This window comes from Sulfuritalea sp. (assembly GCF_031426875.1).
Lineage (GTDB): Bacteria > Pseudomonadota > Gammaproteobacteria > Burkholderiales > Rhodocyclaceae > Sulfuritalea.
Map to the genome: position 1 here is coordinate 131687 of NZ_JASJPC010000012.1, position 22119 is coordinate 153805.

The 22119-nt window shown below is 66.1% G+C and carries 17 protein-coding genes; 5 read left to right on the top strand and 12 right to left on the bottom strand.

Going from position 1 to position 22119, the window contains the following annotated elements; translation table 11 throughout:
- The first annotated feature begins 603 nt into the window (after positions 1 to 603).
- Entirely contained in the window at positions 604 to 1083 is a 480-nt protein-coding gene (locus tag RMO95_RS06300) for a VOC family protein (protein WP_310449745.1), read from the top strand.
- A 323-nt stretch (positions 1084 to 1406) separates the two neighbouring features.
- Here RMO95_RS06300 and RMO95_RS06305 read toward each other — a convergent pair whose 3' ends face one another.
- Positions 1407 to 1721 (bottom strand): BON domain-containing protein, encoded by a 315-nt coding sequence (locus RMO95_RS06305; protein ID WP_310449746.1) that lies wholly within the window; start codon positions 1719 to 1721, stop codon positions 1407 to 1409.
- Positions 1722 to 1825: 104 nt separating this feature from the next.
- Positions 1826 to 2134 carry a hypothetical protein gene (locus RMO95_RS06310; RefSeq protein WP_310449747.1) on the bottom strand — a complete coding sequence of 103 codons (309 nt, stop codon included), beginning with the start codon at positions 2132 to 2134 and terminating at the stop codon, positions 1826 to 1828.
- A gap of 173 nt (positions 2135 to 2307) precedes the next feature.
- Between RMO95_RS06310 and RMO95_RS06315 the strand changes: the two genes are divergently transcribed.
- Positions 2308 to 3702: a CHASE3 domain-containing protein gene (locus RMO95_RS06315; protein ID WP_310449748.1), complete on the top strand. Its 1395-nt coding sequence runs from the start codon at positions 2308 to 2310 to the stop codon at positions 3700 to 3702.
- 7 nt (positions 3703 to 3709) lie between these two features.
- On the opposite strand, the gene RMO95_RS06320 is transcribed toward RMO95_RS06315, so the two are convergent.
- Together RMO95_RS06320 and RMO95_RS06325 are read right to left on the bottom strand one after the other, a co-directional pair.
- Positions 3710 to 4144 (bottom strand): response regulator transcription factor, encoded by a 435-nt coding sequence (locus RMO95_RS06320; RefSeq protein WP_310449749.1) that lies wholly within the window; start codon positions 4142 to 4144, stop codon positions 3710 to 3712.
- 10 nt (positions 4145 to 4154) lie between these two features.
- Positions 4155 to 4790: a response regulator transcription factor gene (locus RMO95_RS06325; RefSeq protein ID WP_310449750.1), complete on the bottom strand. Its 636-nt coding sequence runs from the start codon at positions 4788 to 4790 to the stop codon at positions 4155 to 4157.
- A gap of 273 nt (positions 4791 to 5063) precedes the next feature.
- On the opposite strand from RMO95_RS06325, the gene RMO95_RS06330 reads away from it, so the two are divergent.
- Positions 5064 to 5720 (top strand): ABC transporter substrate-binding protein, encoded by a 657-nt coding sequence (locus RMO95_RS06330; protein ID WP_310449751.1) that lies wholly within the window; start codon positions 5064 to 5066, stop codon positions 5718 to 5720.
- Positions 5721 to 6019: 299 nt separating this feature from the next.
- Here RMO95_RS06330 and RMO95_RS06335 read toward each other — a convergent pair whose 3' ends face one another.
- Positions 6020 to 7300: a cation:proton antiporter gene (locus RMO95_RS06335; protein WP_310449752.1), complete on the bottom strand. Its 1281-nt coding sequence runs from the start codon at positions 7298 to 7300 to the stop codon at positions 6020 to 6022.
- A gap of 187 nt (positions 7301 to 7487) precedes the next feature.
- Here RMO95_RS06335 and htpG point away from each other — a divergent pair, with 187 nt between their 5' ends.
- Positions 7488 to 9431, top strand: a complete 1944-nt coding sequence (gene htpG, locus RMO95_RS06340) for a molecular chaperone HtpG (protein WP_310449753.1) — start codon at positions 7488 to 7490, stop codon at positions 9429 to 9431.
- Between the two features lie 181 nt (positions 9432 to 9612).
- Complete coding sequence (locus tag RMO95_RS06345; protein ID WP_310449754.1) at positions 9613 to 10098, top strand: DNA-deoxyinosine glycosylase; 486 nt, start codon at positions 9613 to 9615, stop codon at positions 10096 to 10098.
- A 38-nt stretch (positions 10099 to 10136) separates the two neighbouring features.
- Here the strand turns inward: RMO95_RS06345 and RMO95_RS06350 are convergent, their stop codons facing one another.
- The 7 genes from RMO95_RS06350 to RMO95_RS06380 form a co-directional block, all read right to left on the bottom strand.
- Positions 10137 to 13385, bottom strand: a complete 3249-nt coding sequence (locus RMO95_RS06350) for a response regulator (RefSeq protein ID WP_310449755.1) — start codon at positions 13383 to 13385, stop codon at positions 10137 to 10139.
- Positions 13382 to 14455: a chemotaxis-specific protein-glutamate methyltransferase CheB gene (cheB, locus tag RMO95_RS06355; protein ID WP_310449756.1), complete on the bottom strand. Its 1074-nt coding sequence runs from the start codon at positions 14453 to 14455 to the stop codon at positions 13382 to 13384. Before cheB ends, RMO95_RS06350 begins: the two co-directional genes overlap by 4 nt.
- The gene (locus tag RMO95_RS06360; RefSeq protein ID WP_310449757.1) at positions 14452 to 16683 is read right to left on the bottom strand and encodes a response regulator; all 2232 of its coding nucleotides are present in this window, start codon (positions 16681 to 16683) and stop codon (positions 14452 to 14454) included. The genes cheB and RMO95_RS06360 overlap by 4 nt, the downstream gene beginning before the upstream one ends.
- A gap of 146 nt (positions 16684 to 16829) precedes the next feature.
- A complete protein-coding gene (locus RMO95_RS06365) occupies positions 16830 to 18302 on the bottom strand; it encodes a methyl-accepting chemotaxis protein (RefSeq protein WP_310449758.1) in 1473 nt (490 codons plus the stop codon).
- A 15-nt stretch (positions 18303 to 18317) separates the two neighbouring features.
- A complete protein-coding gene (locus RMO95_RS06370; RefSeq protein ID WP_310449759.1) occupies positions 18318 to 19334 on the bottom strand; it encodes a chemotaxis protein CheW in 1017 nt (338 codons plus the stop codon).
- 157 nt (positions 19335 to 19491) lie between these two features.
- Positions 19492 to 20661 (bottom strand): CheR family methyltransferase, encoded by a 1170-nt coding sequence (locus RMO95_RS06375; RefSeq protein WP_310449760.1) that lies wholly within the window; start codon positions 20659 to 20661, stop codon positions 19492 to 19494.
- Between the two features lie 612 nt (positions 20662 to 21273).
- On the bottom strand, positions 21274 to 21984 hold the full coding sequence (locus tag RMO95_RS06380; RefSeq protein WP_310449761.1) for a flagellar brake protein: 711 nt from the start codon (positions 21982 to 21984) through the stop codon (positions 21274 to 21276).
- Positions 21985 to 22119: the final 135 nt, after the last annotated feature.

Sequence of the window (22119 nt, forward strand, 5' to 3'; positions counted from 1 at the left end):
CCCGGGTCAGGTGAATGGCCGTTGTCCAGCAGGTTGCTGCCGTTGAGTCAGTCAGACCATCGAATGGCCATTTCCTTCACCGGCGGGAGAGTGCTCGGTGCCAGTTGCCGTCTTTCCCGCAAACGCGGGAATCCAGCGGCGTTTGAGCAAGGACACTGGATTCCGGGTTCCGCTTCGCGGCCCCGGAATGACGGGTATTAGCCGACTGGAGCGCGCTGGAAACCCCCGCCATGCCGCAAGGCCCCGGGTTCTTGCGCGACCGGTCTTAACGAAGGCGGCCGGCAGAATCGAACAACTGCGCACGGACGATGTCGAATTCAGGCAAAGCCGATCGACTACAGAGTGCGATCCCCTCACCGTAGGGGATCGCCACCGTCAACTTTCGAGGAGATAGCCGTGCCGCAAGTCACACCCATCGTCGAAGGAATGCATATCGGGCCGCAGCCCTCGTCTTCGGAGTATCCGACGCAATCGTCGAGCGGCAGCAATCCCGCTCCAGGGTATGCAAAGTACCCCGCCCATCGCGACGCCAGGCAGCCGTCCCGCGCCAAATGTGACCGCTGCTGCGTTTGATCCATTCACTTCATCTATCGGAGAACTGAAATGCTCAGCAAGAACACAATTTGTCTCTGGTTCGACGGCACCGCAGTGGAAGCCGCACAGTTCTACGCCGAGACGTTTCCGGACAGCGCGGTGGGAACGATCCATTGCTCGCCCGGCGACTATCCCGATGGCAAGCAGGGCGATGTCTTGACGGTCGAGTTCATCGTGATGGGCATCCCTTGTCTCGGCCTGAACGGGGGGCCGGCGTTCAAGCACAGCGAGGCTTTCTCCTTCCAGGTTGCGACCGACGACCAGGCCGAAACCGATCGCTTGTGGCATGCGATTGTCGGCAACGGCGGCCAGGAAAGCGAGTGCGGCTGGTGCAAGGACAAGTGGGGCCTGTCGTGGCAGATCACGCCGCGCGCCCTGATTGCCGCGATCGCCGATCCTGATCGCGCGGCGGCCAAGCGCGCTTTCGAGGCGATGATGCAGATGGGAAAGATCGACATCGCTGCGATCGAAGCGGCCCGGCGCGGTTGACGCGCATTGGTTGAGGTGCATTGAGCGTCCTGTTCTGCCGGCCGGGAACCTCGGCCCGCCGTGCATGGACAGCCGAGCGGCGTGGGAGCTGTCGCGCAGCAGTGCTGCGCGATAGCTCCCACGCAGTGTCGCCAGCGCCAACTCTTCAGGCGGTTAGTTGCGCCTGCTCGTTGGCCTAGTAGTCAGGCAACAGGGAAAAGGCGCATTCCCTGTAGGAGCGAGCTTGCTCGCGATAAGCCGCTATCGCGAGCAAGCTCGCTCCTACATCCATCGGTTTCAATATGTCTGCGTACTAGTCCGCATTCGGGAGCGGCAATGACGGGTCATCCGTCGGTGGCCTTGAGGCGGATGTCGTTGCGTACCGCCTTGACGCCCGGCACCTGGCTGGCGACCTGCGAGGCCTTTTCGAGTTCGGTGCGGCTGGCGACGAAGCCGGAAAGCTGGACGACGCCCTTGAAGGTCTCGACCTTGATGTCGCTCGCCTTGACGTCCTTGTCCTGGATGAAGGCGGACTTGACCTTGGTGGTTATGACGCTGTCGTCGACGTACTCGCCGGTGCTTTCCCTGGTCGGACTGCCGCCGCAGGCGGCAAGCAGCAGTGCCATCAGGACCGCGGCGCTGGTGGATTTGGCGTTCATCGTGGTTTCTCCTTTACGGTTGCGTGGCCGGTCGGATCGTCTGCCGGGGAGCAAGTGTCGGCGGCGCAATCGAACCGTTCTCGTGCTACTTCCATTCCCGATATTTACTTCGCGGGCATGGTCTTCCTGAATTCGACGGCGGAAATCTTGCCGTCGCGATCGGCATCGAGCTCCTTGAAGCGAGCCGTGACGTCGGCCGAGCGCTTGGCCTCGTCCTTGGTCACAAAGCCGTCACGGTTGCCGTCCAACTGCTCGAATATCGGCGCCGCTTGCGCGCCGGTAGCGGCCGGGCCGGGGGTGGCGGCGGGCGCCGGCGTGCTGCTCATGGGTGGCGCCGGGTCGGCGGCAATCGCGCCGAGCGGCAGGGTGGCAAGAACGACGCAAAGCGTTGCAAGACGGGTCCTGGTTTTCATCGCGATCTCCTTGGAAAATGTAGAAATATCAACACTCCTTCGCGGTGTTCTGGCGGGAGTTGGTTTCATCATAGGAACCCCGCGGCAAAGCCGCTGTCAGACTTGACTGAAACGCGTGTAGGACAATTCCTGCGTACCCGGGCGGCTTTCCGGCCTGGGGAAGGAGGCATGCCATGCAAGCAAGCATCCCGTCTTATTTGGCGCCCCGCTTCGGGCGCATCGTCCGCAAGGACTGGCACCATCTGCTCCTCGCCCTGGGCTGCGTCTTCGTCCTGCTCCTGCTGGGGTCGAGCCACCGGCAGGCGAGCGACAGCCTGGACGCCCTCGACGGCCTGCAGCTGCAGGCCGAACGGGTGGAGCGCCTCGACAGTTTGCTGATGCAGTTGATGGACGCGGAAAATGCCGTGCGCGGCTATCTGCTGAGCGGCAATCGCGCCCATCTCGAACCCTACGACAAGAGCCTGGCAACGATAGACGAACGCCTGGAGGAGATTCGCCGCGACTTCGCGACGAACCCCGCCAACGACGATGTCATCGCCGATCTTTCGGGGCTGGTGGCGATCAAGCTGCGCAGCCTCGACCAGGCGGTCGAGCGCGGCATAGCCGGCCAGGAAACGCGCATCCAGGGCAAGCGTTACACCGACCGTATCCGCGACCTGATCCTGGGGCTGGAGGCACAACTGATGGCGCAGGGGCGAGTCTCCTTCGAGCGCTCGACGCGCGATCTCGAGCAGACCCGCGCGGTGGTCGTCGTCCTCGCCGCCGGCGCCGTGGCGCTGATGGTCCTGCTGTACTTCGTCCTCGAACGCCAGCTGCAGTTGCGGGAACAGCTAGCGAGCCTGCTGCGCAGCGAAAACCAGCGCCTCGACAGCATCGTGCAGGAGCGAACCGCCGAGTTGAGCGAGCTGGCGAGCTACCTCACCAATGTTCGCGAAACCGAGAAAGCGCGCCTGGCGCGGGAACTGCACGACGAACTGGGGGCGCTGCTCACCGCCGCCAAGATGGAATCCGGATGGATCGCCCGCAAACTCGACGGTGTCGACGGCGACACGCTCGCGCCCTGCCAGGAACGCCTGGCGCGGCTGGAACGGCTGCTCGACGACGGCATCGCCATGAAGCGCCGGATCATCGACGACCTGCGCCCGCCGCTGCTCGAAATGCTGGGCCTGGTCAGCGCGCTGCGCGTCCTCGGCGAGGAGTTCGCCCGCGACGCCGAGGCCAGGCTGAGCCTGGACCTGCCGGCCGAGGACGTGGAGCTTGCCCCGGCGCCGGCGCTGGCGACCTTTCGCATTGCGCAGGAAGCCTTGACCAACATCCGCAAGCACGCCCGCGCGCGGCGGGTGAAGCTCGCCTTGCGGGTCATGGAGGGCAAAGGGCTGGAGCTGGAAATCGAGGATGACGGCCAGGGATTCCAAACCGGTACAGCATCGCGCCGGCATCATGGCCTGGCGGGCATGAAACACCGCGTCCAGATGTGCGCCGGAGATTTCATTCTCGACAGCCGGCCCGGAGCCGGGGTTCGCATCGTGGCGCGGATTCCGCTTACGGCTTCCCCGTCCGGCGCCTGATCGCGGATCAGGAAGGCGTCGCCTGCCGCTGGTGGGCGTGCAGGTGGGCGCACAGGCAGGCGCGCAGGTAGGTTAGTAATTCGCCCATCTGGCTGGCCTTGTCGAAAAAGCCCTCGACGCCGAGCGCCAGGCAGCGCTCGCGGATCAGGACCTGGCCATGATTGGTGAACACCACGGCGCGCGGGCGGCCGAACCGGTCCGGGTTCAGCGAGATCGCCCGCAGCACCCCGATGCCGCTGCCCGCCCGCAACTGCAGGTCCACGATCGCCAGGTCGGGCTGCTGGCGCTGCAGCAGTTCGATCGCGGCGGATTCGTCCTCCGCCTCGCCCACGACTTCCACGCCCGCCAGCTCGCCGATCGCGGCGCCCAGGGTCTGGCGCAGGATGGACGAATCTTCGATGAGCACCACTTTCAGCGGCGGGATCTGTCCGGTGCGGTCCATGTTCGCGCTTTCACTCCAGCATCAGGCTGTTGCGCACGGCATAGGCGGCCAGTTCGGCATTGCTGCCCACTCCGAGTTTTTGCAGAAGGCGTGAGCGATACGTGCTCACCGTCTTGACGCTGAGCCTGAGCGCCTCGCCGATCTCCGACACCGATTGCCCGCGGGCAAGGCGCAGAAAGACCTGCAGCTCCCGCTCGGAGAGTTGCCGATGGGGCACCGCCGGGCCGGCGCCGGCCACCTCGTCGGCGAGCAGCTCCGCCATGCGCGGCGAGAGGTAGCGGCGGCCCTGGGCGACGGTGCGCACGGCCCGCAGCAGTTCGTCCCGTCCGCATTCCTTGCACAGGTAGCCGTCGGCGCCGTTGCGGATCATCGCCAGGGCATAACGCTCTTCGGGAAAGCCGGTCAGGACCAGCACCCTCGGCTTGGCATGGTGCAGGCGCAGGGTGCGCAGCACATCGATCCCGCTTTGTCCGGGCAGTGCGAGATCCAGCAGCAACACATCGCAGCCGGTTTCCTGCAGCAGTGCCAGCGCCTCCTCGCCGGAAGCGGCCTCGAAGGCCACGACGATGCCCACTTCGTCGGCCAGCATCTCGCGAAAACCGGCAAGGACAATCGCATGATCATCGACTATCGCAACTCGCAGCATGAGTGACACTCCGCTCGATATTGTCTTGCGTCTGACCCGCCATCGCCTCTCGGAGTTCAGGGCGCCGGCGTTCTTTCGCTGCCCGCCTGGCGCATGGAGCTTGGCGCCTGGCGCGCCGATGTCGGCGGTGTCCTACAAGCGAATCGGCGGCGTCCGACAGCTTTGGCGCCAATGCGGATCTAGGCTGCAATCAACCCGCGGACTCTTCCCCCGGTAGGGTGGTGGGGCGATTTCCGCCCCATCCGCGGGTCACAACTTGCAATGGAGGCAATCATGATCCGCAAACGCTTGAGTTGGCTGTTGGCTGTTGTTGTGTTGGCATCGTGGCTCGCGCCGGCCGCGGCCAGCGAACCTGAGACACTGGTAAAGGGCGTCACCGAAGAGGTGCTGAAAATCCTTCGCGAGGACAAGGGCATCCAGTCCGGAAACCGCCAGCGGGCCGTCTCCCTGATCGAAACCAAGGTCGCGCCGCATTTCGACTTTGCCCGTATGACCAGCCTCGCCGTCGGACGTCCCTGGCAGCAGGCCAACGCCGAACAGCGCAAGGTGCTGGTCGGGGAATTCCGCAGCCTGCTGGTACGCACCTACGCCAACGCGCTGACTTCTTATCGCGACCAGACGGTGAGCTTCAAGCCCTCGCCCAGGCAAGGCGCGGGCGACGAGGTCACCGTGCATAGCCAGATCAACAAACCGGGAGGCCAGCCGATCTCGCTCGACTACAGCCTGGCCAGCGCCGCAGGCGATTGGAAGGTGTTCGACGTGGCCATAGCCGGCGTCAGCCTGGTCACCAACTACCGCAACAGCTTCGCCAGCGAAGTCGGCAAGGGCGGCATCGACGGCCTGATCAAAACCCTGCAGGAAAAGAACCGCCGTTCCGAAACCGCGACACTTCCGCCGCGACTGGAACAGCCCTCGTGGAGCGCGGCATAGAAGCGAAGCATGCTTCGCGACAGCCCTCAATTCGGCCCCTGATCGGGGCCCTCGGCCGGCCCTGCATGGCCAGCCGACCGGCGTGGGCGCGAAGCATGCTTCGCGACAGCCCCCACGCCGTAGCGCCAGCGCCAACTCTTGGGCTCGGCGCTGCGGCTAGTAAGCAGACATGTTGAAACCGATGGATGTAGGAGCGAGCTTGCTCGCGATAGCGGCTTATCGCGAGCAAGCTCGCTCCTACAGGGAATGCGCCGTTTCCTTGCGCCTTTTCCTTGCGCATTTTCCTTGTTGTTGACTGACTACTGGGGCGGCGGCAGGCTCCTGCGGTGGCGCACGAAAAGGCCCATCAGCGGCTTGACGCTGGTGCCGTGGGCGAGGATCGACAGCGATACGACGATCAGCGTGAATTGGATCAGTTCCAGCGCCAGGGTTTCGGGCAGGCCGCGCTGGATCGCATACATCAGGTAGTACAGCGACCCGATGCCGCGCACGCCGAACCAGCCGACCATGCCGCGTATCGGCCACGAGCTGCGGGTGCCCAGCAGGCCTATGAGGACGCTCAGCGGGCGCGCCACGACGAAGAGGAACAGCGCGAGCGCCACCGCCCGCCAGCTCCAGGAATCGAGGAACATGGTGCCGCCGATCAGCAGGATCAGCGTTATTTCCGAGAGCCGCTCCAGATGTTCCTTGAACACCAGCGAGCCTCCGCTGACGGTCGGCGGCAGCTCGCTGTCGGCGCCGGCGCCGGCCGCTTGCGGTGCTGAGCCGGCGAGCTTGAGTTCGGTCTGGCGCAAGGCGACTGCGGCGAAAAATACTGCGAGAAATCCCCAGGCGTCGACCATCACGCTCAGGCCATAGACGACACCGATCAGGCCGAGGCCGAGGAAGTCGTCCATCAGTTTGTGTTCCTGTGGCTTGCCGCGCAGCTTCCACGCCAGGTGAGCCAGGGCGGCGCCGCACAGGAGCCCGATGGCGACGCCTGCCGCGGTGGCCCAGAGCACGTCGTACAGCGCCCAACGCAGGCCGAATTCGCCGAGATCGTGCAAGCCGAGCAGCCCCAGGCCCAGCATCACGAAGGGAAAGGCGCTGCCGTCGTTCATGCCGGCTTCGCAGGTCAAGGTGTAGCGCAACTGATCGCGGTCGCCGGGGTGGCGGATCTGGACGTCGGTCGCCAGCACCGGGTCGGTGGGCGCCAGGATCGCGCCCAGCAGGATGGCCGCGCCCAGCGGCAGATCGAGCAGATACCAGGCAAAGGCCGCGACCAGGCTGACGGTGACGGTCATGGATACGGTGGCCAACAGGACAGGCGTGCGCCAGCGCGCCAGGCTGACCGGCACCGGCATCTTGACGCCGGCGGCGAACAGCGAAATCAGCACCGCCACCTCGGTCAGCACTTCCAGCAGGGCCGATTGCCTGAGCGGATTGAAGTGAAAGGCATCGAGTACCGTGGGTCCGGCCAGCATTCCCACTGCCAGATAGATGATGGCCGGGGTGACCGGCAGCCGCGCCAGCAGGGTAGCCGTGGCCCCCCGGGCCAGCAGCAGGCCGCCGATGAGCAGAAACCATTGCGCGGTAGTCATTGTTCCTTGGGTTTTCCTCGATGGATGGGTGCTCGGTCGCTCAGCATGATCGGCTTCGGCATTGTGCGCTGTACGCCAGCGTACCGACAGCGGGCGACGCGGGCTATGTCCCTGCTCTTGAAACGGCCTTGGCCGCCCCCATATCGGCCTCTTGATCGTTGTTCCACGTTCCACAAGAGGATTCACTATGACCACCGACACCCAGACCGCGCCCGCGTCGCGCGAAACCCTCGGCTTCCAGACCGAGGTCAAGCAGTTGCTGCAATTGATGATCCACTCGCTGTATTCGAACCGCGAAATTTTCCTGCGCGAGCTGATTTCCAACGCCTCGGATGCCTGCGACAAGCTGCGCTTCGAGGCCCTGCACAACGCCGGCTTGTTCGAGGGCGATTCGGACTTCAGGATCCGCGTTTCCTTCGATCCGGTTGCGAAGACCCTGACCATCGCCGACAACGGCGTCGGCATGAGCCGCGAGGAAGTGATTACTAACCTCGGAACCATCGCCAAGTCGGGCACGCGCGAGTTCTTCTCCAAGCTGTCGGGCGACGAAAAGAAGGACGCCAGCCTGATCGGCCAGTTCGGCGTCGGTTTCTACTCGTCGTTCATCGTCGCCGACAAGGTCACGGTGTACACCCGCCGCGCCGGCGCCGAAGCCAACCAGGGCGTGCGCTGGAACTGTGACCAAGGCGCGGAAGGCACGGGAGAATTCACCATCGAGATGGCCGACTGGCCCAGCCGCGGCACCGAGATCACCCTGCACCTGAAGGAAGGCCAGGACGACCTGCTGTCCTCCTGGAAGCTCAAATCCATCATCCGCAAGTACTCCGACCACATCGTCCAGCCCATCGTGATGAAGGGCGAGAAATGGGACGAGGAGAAGCACGAGCAGGTCGCCACCGACGAGGACGAGACCGTCAATCAGGCGTCTGCCTTGTGGGCCCGCCCCAAGAGCGAAATCACCGACGAACAGTACACCGAGTTCTACAAGCACGTCGGCCACGATTTCGAGGACCCGCTGACCTGGACCCATGCCCGCGTCGAGGGCAAGACCGAGTACACGCAACTGCTGTATGTGCCGGCGCGCGCGCCTTTCGATATGTGGGACCGCAACGCGCGGCACGGCGTGAAACTCTACGTGCGCCGCGTCTTCATCATGGACGACGCCGAGCAGCTGATGCCGCTTTACTTGCGCTTCGTGCGCGGCATCGTCGATTCGGCCGACCTGCCGCTCAACGTCTCGCGCGAAATTTTGCAGGAATCGAAGGACATCGAATCGATCCGCAATGGCTGCACCAAGAAAGTCCTCGGCATGCTGGAAAGCCTTGCCAGCAGCGAGGACGCCGCCGAAAAGGAAAAGTACGCCAAGTTCTGGGGCGAGTTCGGCAAGGTGCTCAAGGAAGGCATGGGCGAAGACCACGCCAACAAGGACAAGATCGCCGCGCTGCTGCGCTTCGCCAGCACCCACGCCGACACGCCCGATGAGACCGTCTCGCTCGCCGACTACATCGCGCGCATGAAGCCCGAGCAGGAAAAGATCTACTACGTCACGGCCGAGACCTTCAACGCCGCGAAGAACAGCCCGCACCTTGAAGTCTTCCGCAAGAAGGGCATCGAAGTGATCCTGCTCTCCGACCGCGTCGACGAATGGGTGGTGTCGCACCTGACCGAGTTCGAAGGCAAGCAGTTGGTGTCGGTGGCCAAGGGCGGGCTCGATCTGGGCAAGCTCGAAGACGAAGCCGAGAAGAAGGAACAGGAAACCGCCGCCGGCGAGTTCAAGGAACTCACCGAGAAGATCGCCAAGAGCCTCGGCGAGCGCGCCAAGGAAGTGCGCGTGACGCACCGCCTGACCGACAGCCCGGCCTGTCTGGTGGCCGACGAGCACGACGTCTCCGGCAACCTGGCGCGCATCCTCAAGGCGGCGGGGCAGAAGGCGCCGGCCTCCAAGCCCATCCTCGAAATCAACCCGCATCACCCGGTGGTGCTGCGCCTCAAGTACGAAGACAAGAAGTTCGACGACTGGTGCGCGGTGCTGTTCGACCAGGCGCTGCTGGCCGAAGGCGGTCAGCTCGACGACCCGGCGACCTTCGTCAAGCGCATGAACCAGCTGATGCTGGAGATGAGCGGTAGTTGATCGGCACCTAATTGGACGTGAAGTTCCGCGGCCCAAGCGAAACGCCAGCCAAGCTTGCTCTCCCCCCTTCAAGGGGGGAGATGGAGGGGGGATGGGGGAAGCCGCTCATGTCACTCACGCACCCCATCCCCACCCCAACCCTCCCCTTGAAGGGGAGGGAGCGTTCTTCAGCTAAGCGGCTTTGATTCTCCACGGCCTGCCGCCCGTCATCGACGCGCGAGCACGGGTGCTGATCCTGGGCTCGTTTCCGTCCGCGGCTTCGCTGGCCGCGCAGCAGTACTACGCCCATCCGCAAAACCAGTTCTGGCGCATCCTCGGCGCGGTGCTCGGCCAGCCGCTGCCGGCGATGGATTACCCGGCGCGCATCGCCGCGGTTCAGGACGCCGGCATCGCGATCTGGGACGTCTATGCCTCCTGCGAACGCGCCGGCAGCCTCGACAGTGCGATCCGCGCTGCGCTGCCGAACCCGCTGGGAGAAATCAAAGAGTTGGCACCGGCGCTACGGCGAATCTGCTTCAACGGCCGCATGGCCGCACGCCGCGTTCGCGAAGTCGAGGCCCTGGGCTTCGAAGCGGTGGTGCTGCCCTCGACCAGTCCGGCCCATGCCAGTTGGTCGTTCGACAGGAAGCTGGCGGCGTGGCGGGAGGCGCTGCTGCCCGGCAAGTGAGGCAGCGATTGCGTTGGTGGCGGGCGCGCCCCGCTCTTTCAGGTCGACCTTTCCGTTTCGATGGCGCGCAGCGCATTGAGCGCGCCCTCGTGGTCGAAGACGGCGATGCGGTGCAGGAAGTCATCGGCGACCGTCCCGAGGGCCGCGCGCAGCAGCCCGGTCTCCTGCTGCGCCAGGTCGTTGGCTGCCACGTCGCCCGTTTTCAGCAAGGCTGCCAGGCGCAGCAGCACGGCGTCGACGCGCGCCGGATCGACATCCGCCGGCGCATCGAATGCATCGGCCGGAAGTTTGCGGATGGCGGCGATCAGCGGCTGCAACTCGACCGCCAGATCGGCGATGAGCTGTCCGATCTCGTTTCCGGCGGCATCCCGGTGAATTGCCGCATGCAGCGCGTCGGCCGCCGCGGACACCCGCATCGCTCCCACGTTGCCGGCGGAGCCCTTCAGGCTATGGGCCTGGCGCTGCACCTGCGGCAGGTCGCCGGCGGCCAGCCGCTCGGCCATCTGGCGCAAGTCTTCGGCGTGGCCGTCGGCGAACATGGTCAGCAATCGAGCATAGTTGGCCGCATTGCCGTGCATGATTTCCAGCCCGCGCATCAGGTCGAGGCCGGGGACCGTCGCCAGGCGGCGCTCCCATTCGGCATCGTTGCCCGCCGCCGCCCCGGTTGCTGCGGCAGCCGGCGCCGGCCGCTCGGCGGCAGGTATCGCGTGCTGCGGCAGCCACTTCAGCAGCGTCGCGAACAATGCATCGGGATCCACTGGCTTGGCGATGAAATCGTTCATGCCGGCTTTCTCGCAGGCCCGGCGGTCTTCATTGAAGGCATTCGCCGTCATCGCCAGGATCGGCGTGTTTTCACAACCCGGCATGGCGCGGATCGCGCGGGTGGCTTCGAGGCCGTCCATGTCGGGCATCTGGATGTCCATCAGGATCAGGTCGTAGGCCGTGGCACCGGCCATTTCCAGCGCTTCCCGCCCATCGCGGGCCGTGTCCGCCGCCAGGCCGGCGCCGTGCAGCAGCTCCAGCGCCACCTCGAGGTTGATGACGTTGTCGTCGGCCAGCAGGAGCTGCGTGCCGCCATGGTAGCGACGCAGTAGCGTTTCGGCATCGACGGTACCCGCGGGCGCCGAGGCGGTGGGCATGATGCCCCTGCCGCGCTGCAGGCGGGCCGTGAACCAGAAGGTGCTGCCTTGTCCCGGCGTGCTGTCGGCGCCGACTTCGCCGCCCATCAGTCGCGCCAGGCGCCGCGTGATTGCCAGCCCGAGGCCGGTGCCGCCGTACTTGCGCGTGACCGATGCGTCGGCCTGTTCGAAGCTCTGGAACAGCCGGCCCATCGCGTCGGGCGCGATACCGACGCCGGTGTCCGCGACCTCGAAGCGCACCAGCAATTCGCCGTCGCTGTCTTCCAGCAGTCTGGCACGCAACGCGACGGAACCCTGCTCGGTGAACTTGACGGCGTTGCCGGCATAGTTGAGCAGCGCCTGGCGCAGCCGCGTCGGGTCGCCGCGCAGCCATAGGGGAACGTCATCGCCGTCGACTTCGACTTGCAGCCCCTTGTCCCGCGCCGGATCGCCGATGATCGAGGCGACGTTGTCGAGAATGGCGGCCAGGGGGAAGTCGGTGTTTTCCAGTTGCAGCCGGCCGGCCTCGATCTTCGACAAGTCGAGGATGTCGTTGATGATCGCCAGCAGGTGCTGCCCGGCGCCGTCGATCTTGTCCAGCCGCACGGCCTGTTGCGACGAGACCCCGGCGCGCCGCAGCAGGTGGGTGAGGCCGATGATGGCGTTCAGCGGCGTGCGGATCTCGTGGCTCATGTTGGCCAGGAAGGCGCTCTTCGCCAGGTTGGCGGCCTCCGCTTGCTGTTGCGCCGCAAGCAATTCGGTGGTGCGGCTCTCCACCAGTTCCTCCAGGCGGTGGCGATGGTGATCCAGTTCGATGCCCAGGCGCTTCTTCTCGGTGATGTCTTCCTTGACTGCCACGTAGTGGCTGACCGATCCGTCGGGCTGGCGCAGCGGCGTGATGATGGCGAACTCGATGTATTCGCTGCCGTCCTTGCGCGTGTTGTGGAACTCGCCCATCCATGACTGGCCGGCGGTCAGCGCCTGCCACAGCTCGGCGTAGGCCGTGGCCGGCGTCTTGCCCGATTGCAGCATGCGCGGATTGCGGCCGATGGCTTCCTCGCGGCTGTAGCCGGTCACCCGGACGAAGGATTCGTTGACGTATTCGATGTTGGCATTGAGATCGGTAATGACGATGGAATCAAGGCTCTGTTCGACGGCCAGCGAAAGCTTGCGCACCTGCTCCTGCGCGGCCTTGCGTTCGGTGATGTCGCGATCAATGCCGCGATAGCCGCGGAAATTTCCATCCAGGTCGAAGATGGGAACAGCGTTGGTTTCGAGAACGACCCGATGGCCATCCCGGTGGAGGTTGATATTTTCGAGGTTGACCATGGATTTGTGCGCCGAGGCAACGGCGCCAAACAGCTTTGCCACGCGTTGGACCTCATCGGCGGGCATCAGGTCGAACGGCGCCTTTCCGATCACATCCTCGGGCAGATAGCCGAGGATGTCGTGGATTCTTGGATTCGCATAGGTATAGACGGCATTCTCGTCAATTTCCCAGATCCAGTCGCTGGTCGTTTCCACCAGATTGCGGAACCGTGCCTCGCTTTCGCGCAGCGCACTGGTACGCTCATGCATCTGCCGGTCGAGGTTCTCGTTCAGTAGGTTGAGTTGGTTTTGGGTGGCCACCAGTTCCAGGTTCTGGTGCAGGACATTCTCGTACAGCGAAAGCAGCAGGTTGAGTATCTGCTGCCCGCCGCCGGCGATGGCGTGGCGCTTGCCGCCGTAGCCCACCACTTCCTCGCGCCGCTCCTCTGCCCGTCGCCTCTCGATCGGCGCATCCACCAGGGCACGGATGCGGTTCAGCAGCTTGGCTTCGCCATAGGGCTTGACGATGTAGGCGTCGGCGCCGCAATTGATCGCCTCGATGATGTCTTCCGGCTCGGACAGCACCGTGAGCAGGATCAGCGGGATACTCCAGAGTTGGTCGTCATACTTGATGGCGCGGCACAACTGGTAGCCGTTCATCACCGGCATGTTGATGTCGCTCATCACCAGTGCGGGACGCTGCGCGCGCACCATGCGCAGGCCTTCCTCGCCGTCGTGCGCCACGCTTGCCGCGTAGCCCGCCCTGGCGAGGACGCGGCGCAGCAGCTCCGCCTCCACCGCGCTGTCTTCGACGATCAGGATTTCGGGCGGGGCGCGGCCGCGGTCGGTGGGTTCCGTCATGTCGCTTCCTTCCGTCCGGGCGCCGCGTCCGCATTTTTGCGCTGGTTCGTCAGCGCCACCAGGGCCGGGCCGATCTGCTGCAGCGGCAGCACCTGCTGCGCCGCCCCGAGCGCCGCCGCCTCCCTGGGCATGCCGTAAACCACGCTGCTGGCCTCGTCCTGGGCGATGGTGATGCCGCCGGCGGCGGCGATCTCGGCCATGCCCTCGGCGCCGTCGCGGCCCATGCCGGTGAGCAGGACGCCCACCGCGCTGGCGCCGTAGTGGCGCGCCACCGCGCGCAGGGTCACCGTCACCGAGGGCCGGTGACCGCCGCAAGGCGGCGCCTCGGAGAGATCGAAGCGTCCGCCGTCATCCAGGTCCAGGTGGGCGTTCCCGGGGGCGAAATAAGCCACTCCTGCTTGCGGGACTTCGCCCTGGGCCGCCACGCGCACCGGCAGCGGGCTGACTTCGGCGAGCCAGGCCACCATCTCGGGCAGGAAGTCCGCACCGATGTGCTGCACGCACACCACCGGCACCCGGAAGCCGCCCGGCAGGTGGGAGAGGATTTCGCGCAAGGCCTGCGGACCGCCGGTGGATGCGCCGATCGCCACGATGCGCACGGGCGCGCGGGGCCGCAGCGAAAGCCTGACCGGCAGTTGGGCGTCGCCCGTCGCCGCCCCGGTGCGGCGAAACACATGCACGCCGGCGAGGACGCGAATCTTGCTGGCGAGTTCCCTGGCCAGTTTCTCGTGATCCGCCTCGATGATGCCGCGCGGCTTGGGGTAGAAATCCACCGCACCTGCCTCCAGCAGGCGGAACACGTTGGACGAGCCCGGCTCCACCGATATGCTCAGCACCAGGATCGGGCGCGGATATTTGTTCATCACCGCGCGGGTGAATTCCAGCCCGTCCATCACCGGCATGTGCAGGTCGGTGCAGATGACGTCGGGATTGAGCGCGGGCAGCAGGTCGAGCGCCTCCCTGCCGTTGGCGGCGGTGCCCACCACCTGGATGCCGGCCGAGCGGGCCAGCAGGCGTTGCAGGATGTGCAGCGCGATGGGGGAGTCGTCGACCAGCAGCACGCGGATCATGTCGCGATCAGCCTATGCAGGCTGTCCAGCAGCACGCGCTGGTCGAACGCGGGTTTGGGGATGTAGGCGCTGGCGCCGGCGTCGAGGCCGCGCCGCTTGTCCTCGTCGGAGGCCAGGGTCGTCACCAGGATCACCGGCAGCTCTTTGTAGCGCGGCTCGGCGCGAATGCGCCGGGTGAGGGCGAGGCCATCCATGTTGGGCATCATGATGTCCGACACCACCGCGGCGAAGAGGCGGCTGCCGAGGGCGTTGAGCGCGTCCACCCCGTCCACTGCCGTGACCACTTCATAGCCGTTGTCCTCGAGAATGCGTTTCTCCATGGCGCGGATCAAGGCAGAGTCCTCGACCAGCAGCACGGCGGACCGGACGGCCTCGCTGCGGATAGCGTGTTCCTCGCGGCGCACGGGAGTGCCCGCCTGCTGCGCCGAGCGCAACAGATCGGCGGGATTCAGCACCGCGCAGACCTCGCCGCTGCCCAGCATGGCCAGGGCGGAAACGTTGCGCACGCGCTGCAGCGGCGCACCGAGCGGCTTGGGCACCACTTCCTCCTCGGCCAGCAGATCGTCCACCAGCAGGCCCAGCCGCCCCGGCTGGCCGTCGCCCAGCTGGAGAAAAATGCAGGCCTGGACGTCGGGCGTCGCGGCCGCCGAGTTGGCCGCCGAGTTGGCCGCTGAGGTGGCCACCGTAATGGCCAACTCGGCGGCCGGCAGTTCGAGCAGGTCGGCCAGGCGCGCGGCGATCACCGGCGCGCCGTCGAGCAGGACGGCGAGCCGGCCTTCGAGGGTGAATACATCCGCCTCGCGCACGCGCCGCGAGGTATGGACGAACTCGACCGGCAGGCCATACAGCCGGCCGCCCGCGCTGGCCAGCAGCAGCCGCGTGGAGGCGAGGCTCGCGGGCAGGCGCAGTTGCACCGCCAGCCCGCGGCCCGTGGCGGATTCGAGGCGGATGCCGCCCTTCATGCGTTCGACATTGACCCGCACCACGTCCAGCCCGACGCCGCGCCCGGACAGCTCGGTGACATGGCTGCTGGTGGAAAACCCGGGCCGGAAGATCAACTGCTGCAATTGCACCAGGGGCATCGCGGCAAGCGCCGCCTCGTCGTCGAGGCCGCGCTTCCTGGCTTCCTGCCTGATCGCCGCCGGGTCCAGGCCGCGGCCATCGTCGACCACTTCCAGCAGTACATGGGAATCTTCGCGCCTGGCGCAAAGCCGCACCGTGCCGCCGCGCGGCTTGCCCAGGCGTTCGCGCTCGGCGGGCGGCTCGATGCCGTGGTCGATGGCGTTGCGGATCAGGTGCATCAGCGGGTCCTTCATTTCTTCGAGGATGCGCTTGTCGACGGTGATCTCGCCGCCTTCGAGCGCCAGTTCCGCTTCCTTGTCCTGTGCCGCAGCCAGGTCGCGCACCATGCGCGGGAACAGCGCGAACACGGTGGAAAGCGGCAGCAGGCGGATGTTGCGCACCTGGTCTTCGAGCAGGCCGACGGTGGATTCGATGCGCGCGCTGTCATCGAACAGCGCGTTGCGCGCCTGCTTGAGCAGGACGCCGAAGCGCAGCGGCGCCGCGCCCTGCGCCCCGTGCCGCGCCGACGGGCAGGCGCGGCGGCGGCCGCGCTCCAGCACCAGCCACTGCTCCAGCAGTTCTTCCATCAGCGCCAGGCGGTGCTGCGCCCGTCCCTGGATCACCGAGAGCTCGCCCACCTGGGTCAGCAGATCGTCCAGCTTGCGGGTTTCCACACGCACGGTCTCGATGCGGAAAGGCTTGCCGGCGGCGGCTGGCGCTGTCGCCGGCGGCGTGACGGATGGCGCGGGCGGTTGCAGAGCTTGGGCGGGGGATTCGGAGCCGATGAGGTTTTCCGCCATGGCCGCAAGAGTTGCCGCTGGCGGCACGGCGGCTGCCGGCGGCGCGTCGGCGAGCGCCTCCTGCACGCGCCGGTACAGATCGACCAGGCCGGCATTCATGTGCGCTATGGTTTCCGGCGTCAGCGGCGCCTCGCCCCGGCGCGCCGCGTTGAGGATGCTTTCCAGGGCGTGGGAGGCGGTCTCGACCCTGGCCAGCCCCAGCATGCGTGCCGCGCCCTTCAGGCTGTGGGATTCGCGGAACACTTCTTCCAGCAGCGCCGGGTCGGCGGGCGTCTTCTCCAGGCGCAGCAGACCATCGTCGAGGCGGGCCAGATGCTCCTCGCTTTCGGCCTTGAACAGCCGGAACAGTTCCGGGTCTTCGATCATGGTCGCTCCCGCTTGCCTAGTAGTCGGTCAACAAGGAAAAGGCGCATTCCCTGTAGGAGCGAGCTTGCTCGCGATAAGCCGTTGTCGCGAGCAAGCTCGCTCCTACATCCATCGGTTTCAACATGTCTGCGTACTAGTCTGTCAGCTCACGCAATGGCCTTGAGGTTGTCCGCCGCCTCGTTCAGTTGCTGCACGCCTATCTTGGTCTGGCTGATGCCGGCGGCGGTTTCCCTGGCGCCGGAGGCGATGCTGGTGGTCGCCTCGACCACCTGGCTGAAGGCGGCGGATTGCTGCCTGGCGTTGAGCATCACCTGCTGGGCGTTTTCGTTGGCGCTGTCGGCCAGGCTGGCCAGATTGACGAACAGCTCGGCCACCTTCTGCACCAGCTGGGTGACTTCGGCGACGGTGCGGGTGCCCTCTTCGGTCATCATGATGGATGAATTAGTGGCCTTCTGCGTATCGGCCACCAGCACCGCAGTCTGTTCCGCCGACTTCTTGCTCTCGTCGGCCAGCTTGCGGATTTCGCCCGCCACCACCGCGAAGCCCTTGCCGTGCTCGCCGGCGCGGGCGGCTTCCACCGCGGCGTTCAATGCCAGCATGTTGATCTGCCCGGCCAGATCCTTGAGCACGGTGGCAATGTTGCCGATCTGGCCGGTCTGTTCGCCCAGATGCAGAATCTGCTCGGCCATGGCGCCGATCTTGTCCTTGAGGCCGGCCATCGCCAGCACCGCCTGGCGCGTCGCCTCGTCGCCCTGGCTTGTCGCGGCGCCGGCCTTTTCCGCCACGGCCGCCGCGCTCGCCGCCTGCTCGGCCGATTTGCGCGAGGAGGCGGATAGTTCGTCGATGGTGGCGGATGTTTCGTTGGCCGCGGCCGCCTGCTGGCTGGCAGTGCGCTCATGCTGGGTGATGGTGGCGGCGATCTCGCTGGCGGCGGCTGAAAGCTGGGTGGCGTTGGCGGTGATGTTGCGGCTCACCGCGTATGCGAGCCAGAGGCCCAACGCAACCATCAGCACAATGGCCAGCAGCGTCCCGGCAACAACCGTGTTCTGCATTTCGTCTATAGTCCTCGTCAGCTCCGCTCGATGATGATTCCTGCGCGCCTCTTCCGTCCTGACGATGGTATCGACCAGCGGGTCGATCTGGCTGGAAAGCCTGATGCTCTCGCCGCGGCGCACTTCTGTAATGGCCTCCTTTTCCTTGCCCGCGGCGATCAGTTCAATGTAGTGCTGGGTCACCTGGGCGATGTTGTTGCCGATGGTGGTCATCTGGCGCAGCGCATCCCGTTGCCCGACCTTGTCGGCCGAGCGCTCAAGCTTCTTCGTTATTTCCTGAAACTTTAGCGCGCTCTCGCTGTAGATTTTCTTTGGATACATGCTCCCCCCCTTGTAGGCTCCACCGTTGGTGAGGACATGGGCAAAGGAAGCGCGCTGCATGCGCACCAGGCTTCCAGAAGCGACCAGGACGTCAGCGACAAATGGGGCTGTTTCGTTCAGCTCCGCAATTTCCAGGGCTGCAGTGCGCGCATTGGAATAGGCCACTGTCATCACAGCCGCCAATAGCAGGACTGGAACCAGGTAACCCAACAGGATGCGTTGGCGCAGCTTCATTTTTGCGAACATGGCATTTCCCTTCGATCACACCTGCTCATTCACGATCCAGGCCTCCCGCGCCAACAACGCGGGAAGGTCCACTACGGTAACTATCCGACCGGCATAGAGCGCGGTGCCGGTGATTTCCGCCCCGCAGCGCTCGCGCAGCGCAGCGGGCGGCGGCTGCAATTCCTCGCCCCGCAGGTAGACGATGTCGTGCACCTCATCCACGGCGATTCCCACCGCCTGCTCGCCAAGGCGGGCAATCACGGCCTTGCCGCCCCTGGCCGCCGGCGGCAGGCTGAGCGCGGCGCGTGGGTCGATCAGGGTCAGCAGGTCGCCGCGCAGGTTCATGGCGCCCAGGATGTGCGGCGGACAGCAGGGAATCGGGCTCAATTGCGCGATGTCGCAGAATTCCAGCACGGCCGCAAGCTCGACACCGAAGTATTCGCCGCCCAGCTGCACCACTGCCAGCCCGAGGCGGCCGCTCTCCTCCCCGACTGCGGCTTCGCGCAAGGCCATGGCGCGGGCGCGGAACAGCGTGCGCTCGGCGGCGCTGGCGTCCGGGCAGAAACGGCCGGCCGGCGCCGGCCCGTGGGGCAGCTGTGCCGCTGCGGCAAGCGTCTGCCATTCCGGTAGCCGGGCCAGGCGGGAAATGTCGAGCAGGGTCACGAGTCCGTCGCCGGCACGCGCCTCGCCCGCTACCAGATGGTCGAGACCAGGGGCCGCGGTATCGAACTGGGGTGGCGGCTGGATGGATTCAGCGGGAAGTTCGATCACGTCGATCACTTCGCCGACGATCAGCCCCATCGGCAGGCCGCCGGCTTCCGTCACCACGACCTGATCGCCGGGACTGTAGCGCCGTGCCGGATGGCCAAAGCGCAGGCGCAGGTCGGCGACGGGCACGATCCGCCCGCGCAGGCTGAACAGCCCGACGATCCAGGGCGGCGCCTCCTCGGCCGGCGTCAGTTCGGGCAGCCAGATGGTTTCGCGCACCTGCGTTGCGTCGAGGCCAAAGCGCGCGCCGTCAAGCTCGAAAATCAGGAAGGAAAGGGCGTTCATGCAGCCACGCTGTCATGCGATACGAATTTAAAGCATAGGCGGCCGCGGAGCGAAGTCAATGCCATTCGGCCTCGCCGGGCAGGCAGCAACAGGCGGCAACCCTCAGAGGTTATGACTTTCGTATTAGGTCTCCCGGGCCGGGAAATGGCTGGCATGGCTAGCTGGCGCGAGAGGGTGAAGGCGCACTCTGCGGCGCGGCCGGCGCGGTCGACCATTGCGCGAGCCACTGCGCCATCTCTGCCGCAGTCGTTTCATACGGCTCGACCGTCGCGTCGCCGGGCAGCGCGCGCACGATGTCCAGTGCCGCGCGGCGCAGGGCCCGCGCTCGCGGCAGCTTGTCGGTGCGCTCGCAAAGCGCCGCCAGTTCCAGGCAGGCGGCCACGCAGCCGGGATCGAGGTAGAGGGTCTGGTCCAGCAGTTTTCCGGCGCGCTCGAAATCGCCTCCGAGCTGGGCCAGCTGCGCCAGCAGGAAATGCGGCCCCGGTGCCAGCGGGGCGACGCTCAGCGCCCGCCGGCAGGCCTGCTCGGCACCGGCGTATTCGCCCCGGTCGGCTAATTCCCTCGCCGTCGCCAGCAGGTCTTCCGCACTCGCTGCAGCCGGCGGCGGCACGCCGGGCGCGCGTTGCGCCACGGCTGGCGGCGGCGCGACGCGGGCCGGCGGCCGGTGTCCGGCAGGAAGCGGCACGAGCGGCGCAAGCCGCCGATACACCACGCCCTCGACGAACAGCCTGCTCTGCAGATTCCGCACGCGATGGCCCATGAGCTCGGTGTGGCCGGTCATCAGGTAGCCGCCTTCGCTCAGCGCGGCGGCCAGTTTGTCCGCGACGGCGCGTACGGCATCGGTGCCGAAGTAGATGAATACGTTGCGGCACAGGATCAGGTCCATGTCGCGCAGCTCCCCGCCGGGGCATGGCTCGCTGACCAGGTCGCCGGCGCGGAAGCTCACCATGCGGCGGATGCGCTCGTCCAGTTCCCATTCGTCGCCGCTGCTCCGGAAGTAGCGTTGTTGCAGTTCGGGCGGCGTGATGCGGAACGACCATTGGCCATAGCGACCGCGCCGCGCCTTGGCCAGCGCGGTCGCGTTGATGTCGCTGCCGAGAATGAAAATGTCCCAGCCGTCGCGCTCGGGCAACAACATGTCCACCAATATGGCGAGGGAATAGGCTTCCTCGCCGCTGGCGCAACCGGCGCTCCATAGGCGCAGGGTTTTTGCCGCGCGGCGACGCCCGATCAACTCCGGCAGCAGGCGCAGGCGCAGCAGGTCGGACTGGCCGCGGTCGCGGAAGAAGTAGGTTTCACCGCTGGTGCGCGGTGTCGGTTCAATCACCGCGGACATCATCTTCCCGACACCTCTGGGCGCCGGCAGAAAAACCCACGAAGCCGCCAGAAAATGCGTCTGCCGCATCGGCTCGATGCGCCTCGCGTATGCGACGGCCCAGCGCCGCCTGGCGTGGGATCGTGCGATGCGATTGGTGATGCCATAGTGCCACCCGCCTTCCTGCACGCAGCCGGTACAACAAGCCATTTATGACAGCATTCTGGGCATCCTGCCTGCCGCGATGTTGATCCACGTCAAAATCGCATGCGGTCGGCGAGATTGCCGGACTTTGCGGCTGGCAGGCGGTCTCGATCTGGGCAAGCTGGCGGACGACGCCGGGAAGCAGGAACAGGAGTCGGCCGCCGGCGAGTTCAAGGAGCCGACCGGGAAGATCGCCAAGTTCCTCGGCGAGCGGGCCAACGCAGGGCCGACGCAGGGCCGACGTAGGGCCGACGTAGGGCCGACTTTAGTCGGCCAATCGCCCCGGCCGGCTGAAGCCGGCCCTACAGACCGGTCATCCCTACCGGCCAACGCCGGCATGCGCTTCGAGGAAAACTCGCGCGCTGGCGCGATGCGATGCGCTGACCGGCTGGCTGACTGGCTGAGTGAGCGGCTTGGGCCTCAGGCGCCGGGCACCTGCTCCAGCAAGGCCTGATAGACGAAGGCCAGCAGCGGGATAGAGTCCTCGGCGGAGACGTCGGTGAACTGGATGCCGATCTGGTAGGGCGTCTCGGTATCGCCGCTCTGGTCGACGTTGATGGCGCGGATCACGGTTTCGAGTTCCAGCAGGGCCTCGATGCCGTTGAGCACCACCTTGAACTTGAGCGTCAGGCGCTGGCCTTTCTTGCCCGGTATGCTCTTGGTGGTCATCAGCGCGCCGCCGATGCTGAGATTGATGATGGTGCCGGCCGCCTCGATCGGGACGCCGTCGCGATGGGTGATGGCGCAGACGACCCGGACGTCGGCGCGGGCGCCGCGGCGCACCACCAGCGAGCGCACCTGGCGCGGATAGCCGAGGTGCAGGTAAGGGTAGGGCGTATTGACGTTCTTCAGGATCTGGGTCGGAAAGGCATACGCGCTCCTGCCCGAGAAGGCCCGCAGGATCAGTGCCTGGCCTTCGCGCATGAGCAGGTAGTGGCCGTCGACCATCGGCGTGGTGACCAGCACGCTGCGTCCCTTGGACATCCCGATCAGCCGCACCGTATAGCGTTCGACGACCTCGTTCCGGTGCGCCTGGAGGCTGATCAGGTCGCCGATCGTGAGGCGGGCCTCTTCGAGCGTGAGCAGGCTTTCGGTGGGTTCTTCGTGCGCGTGATCTTGATTGCTTTCCATTCGGCTGACCTTTCCCGGGCCGACTATTATCCCGGGGATGCACCACATCCGGAAAAAAAGCTTGAACCCCGGCGGCGGCCCCGCCACCGGCGCGACCGCCCCGGCGCAGCGCGCGGCCGGCGAGTATCATGCTGT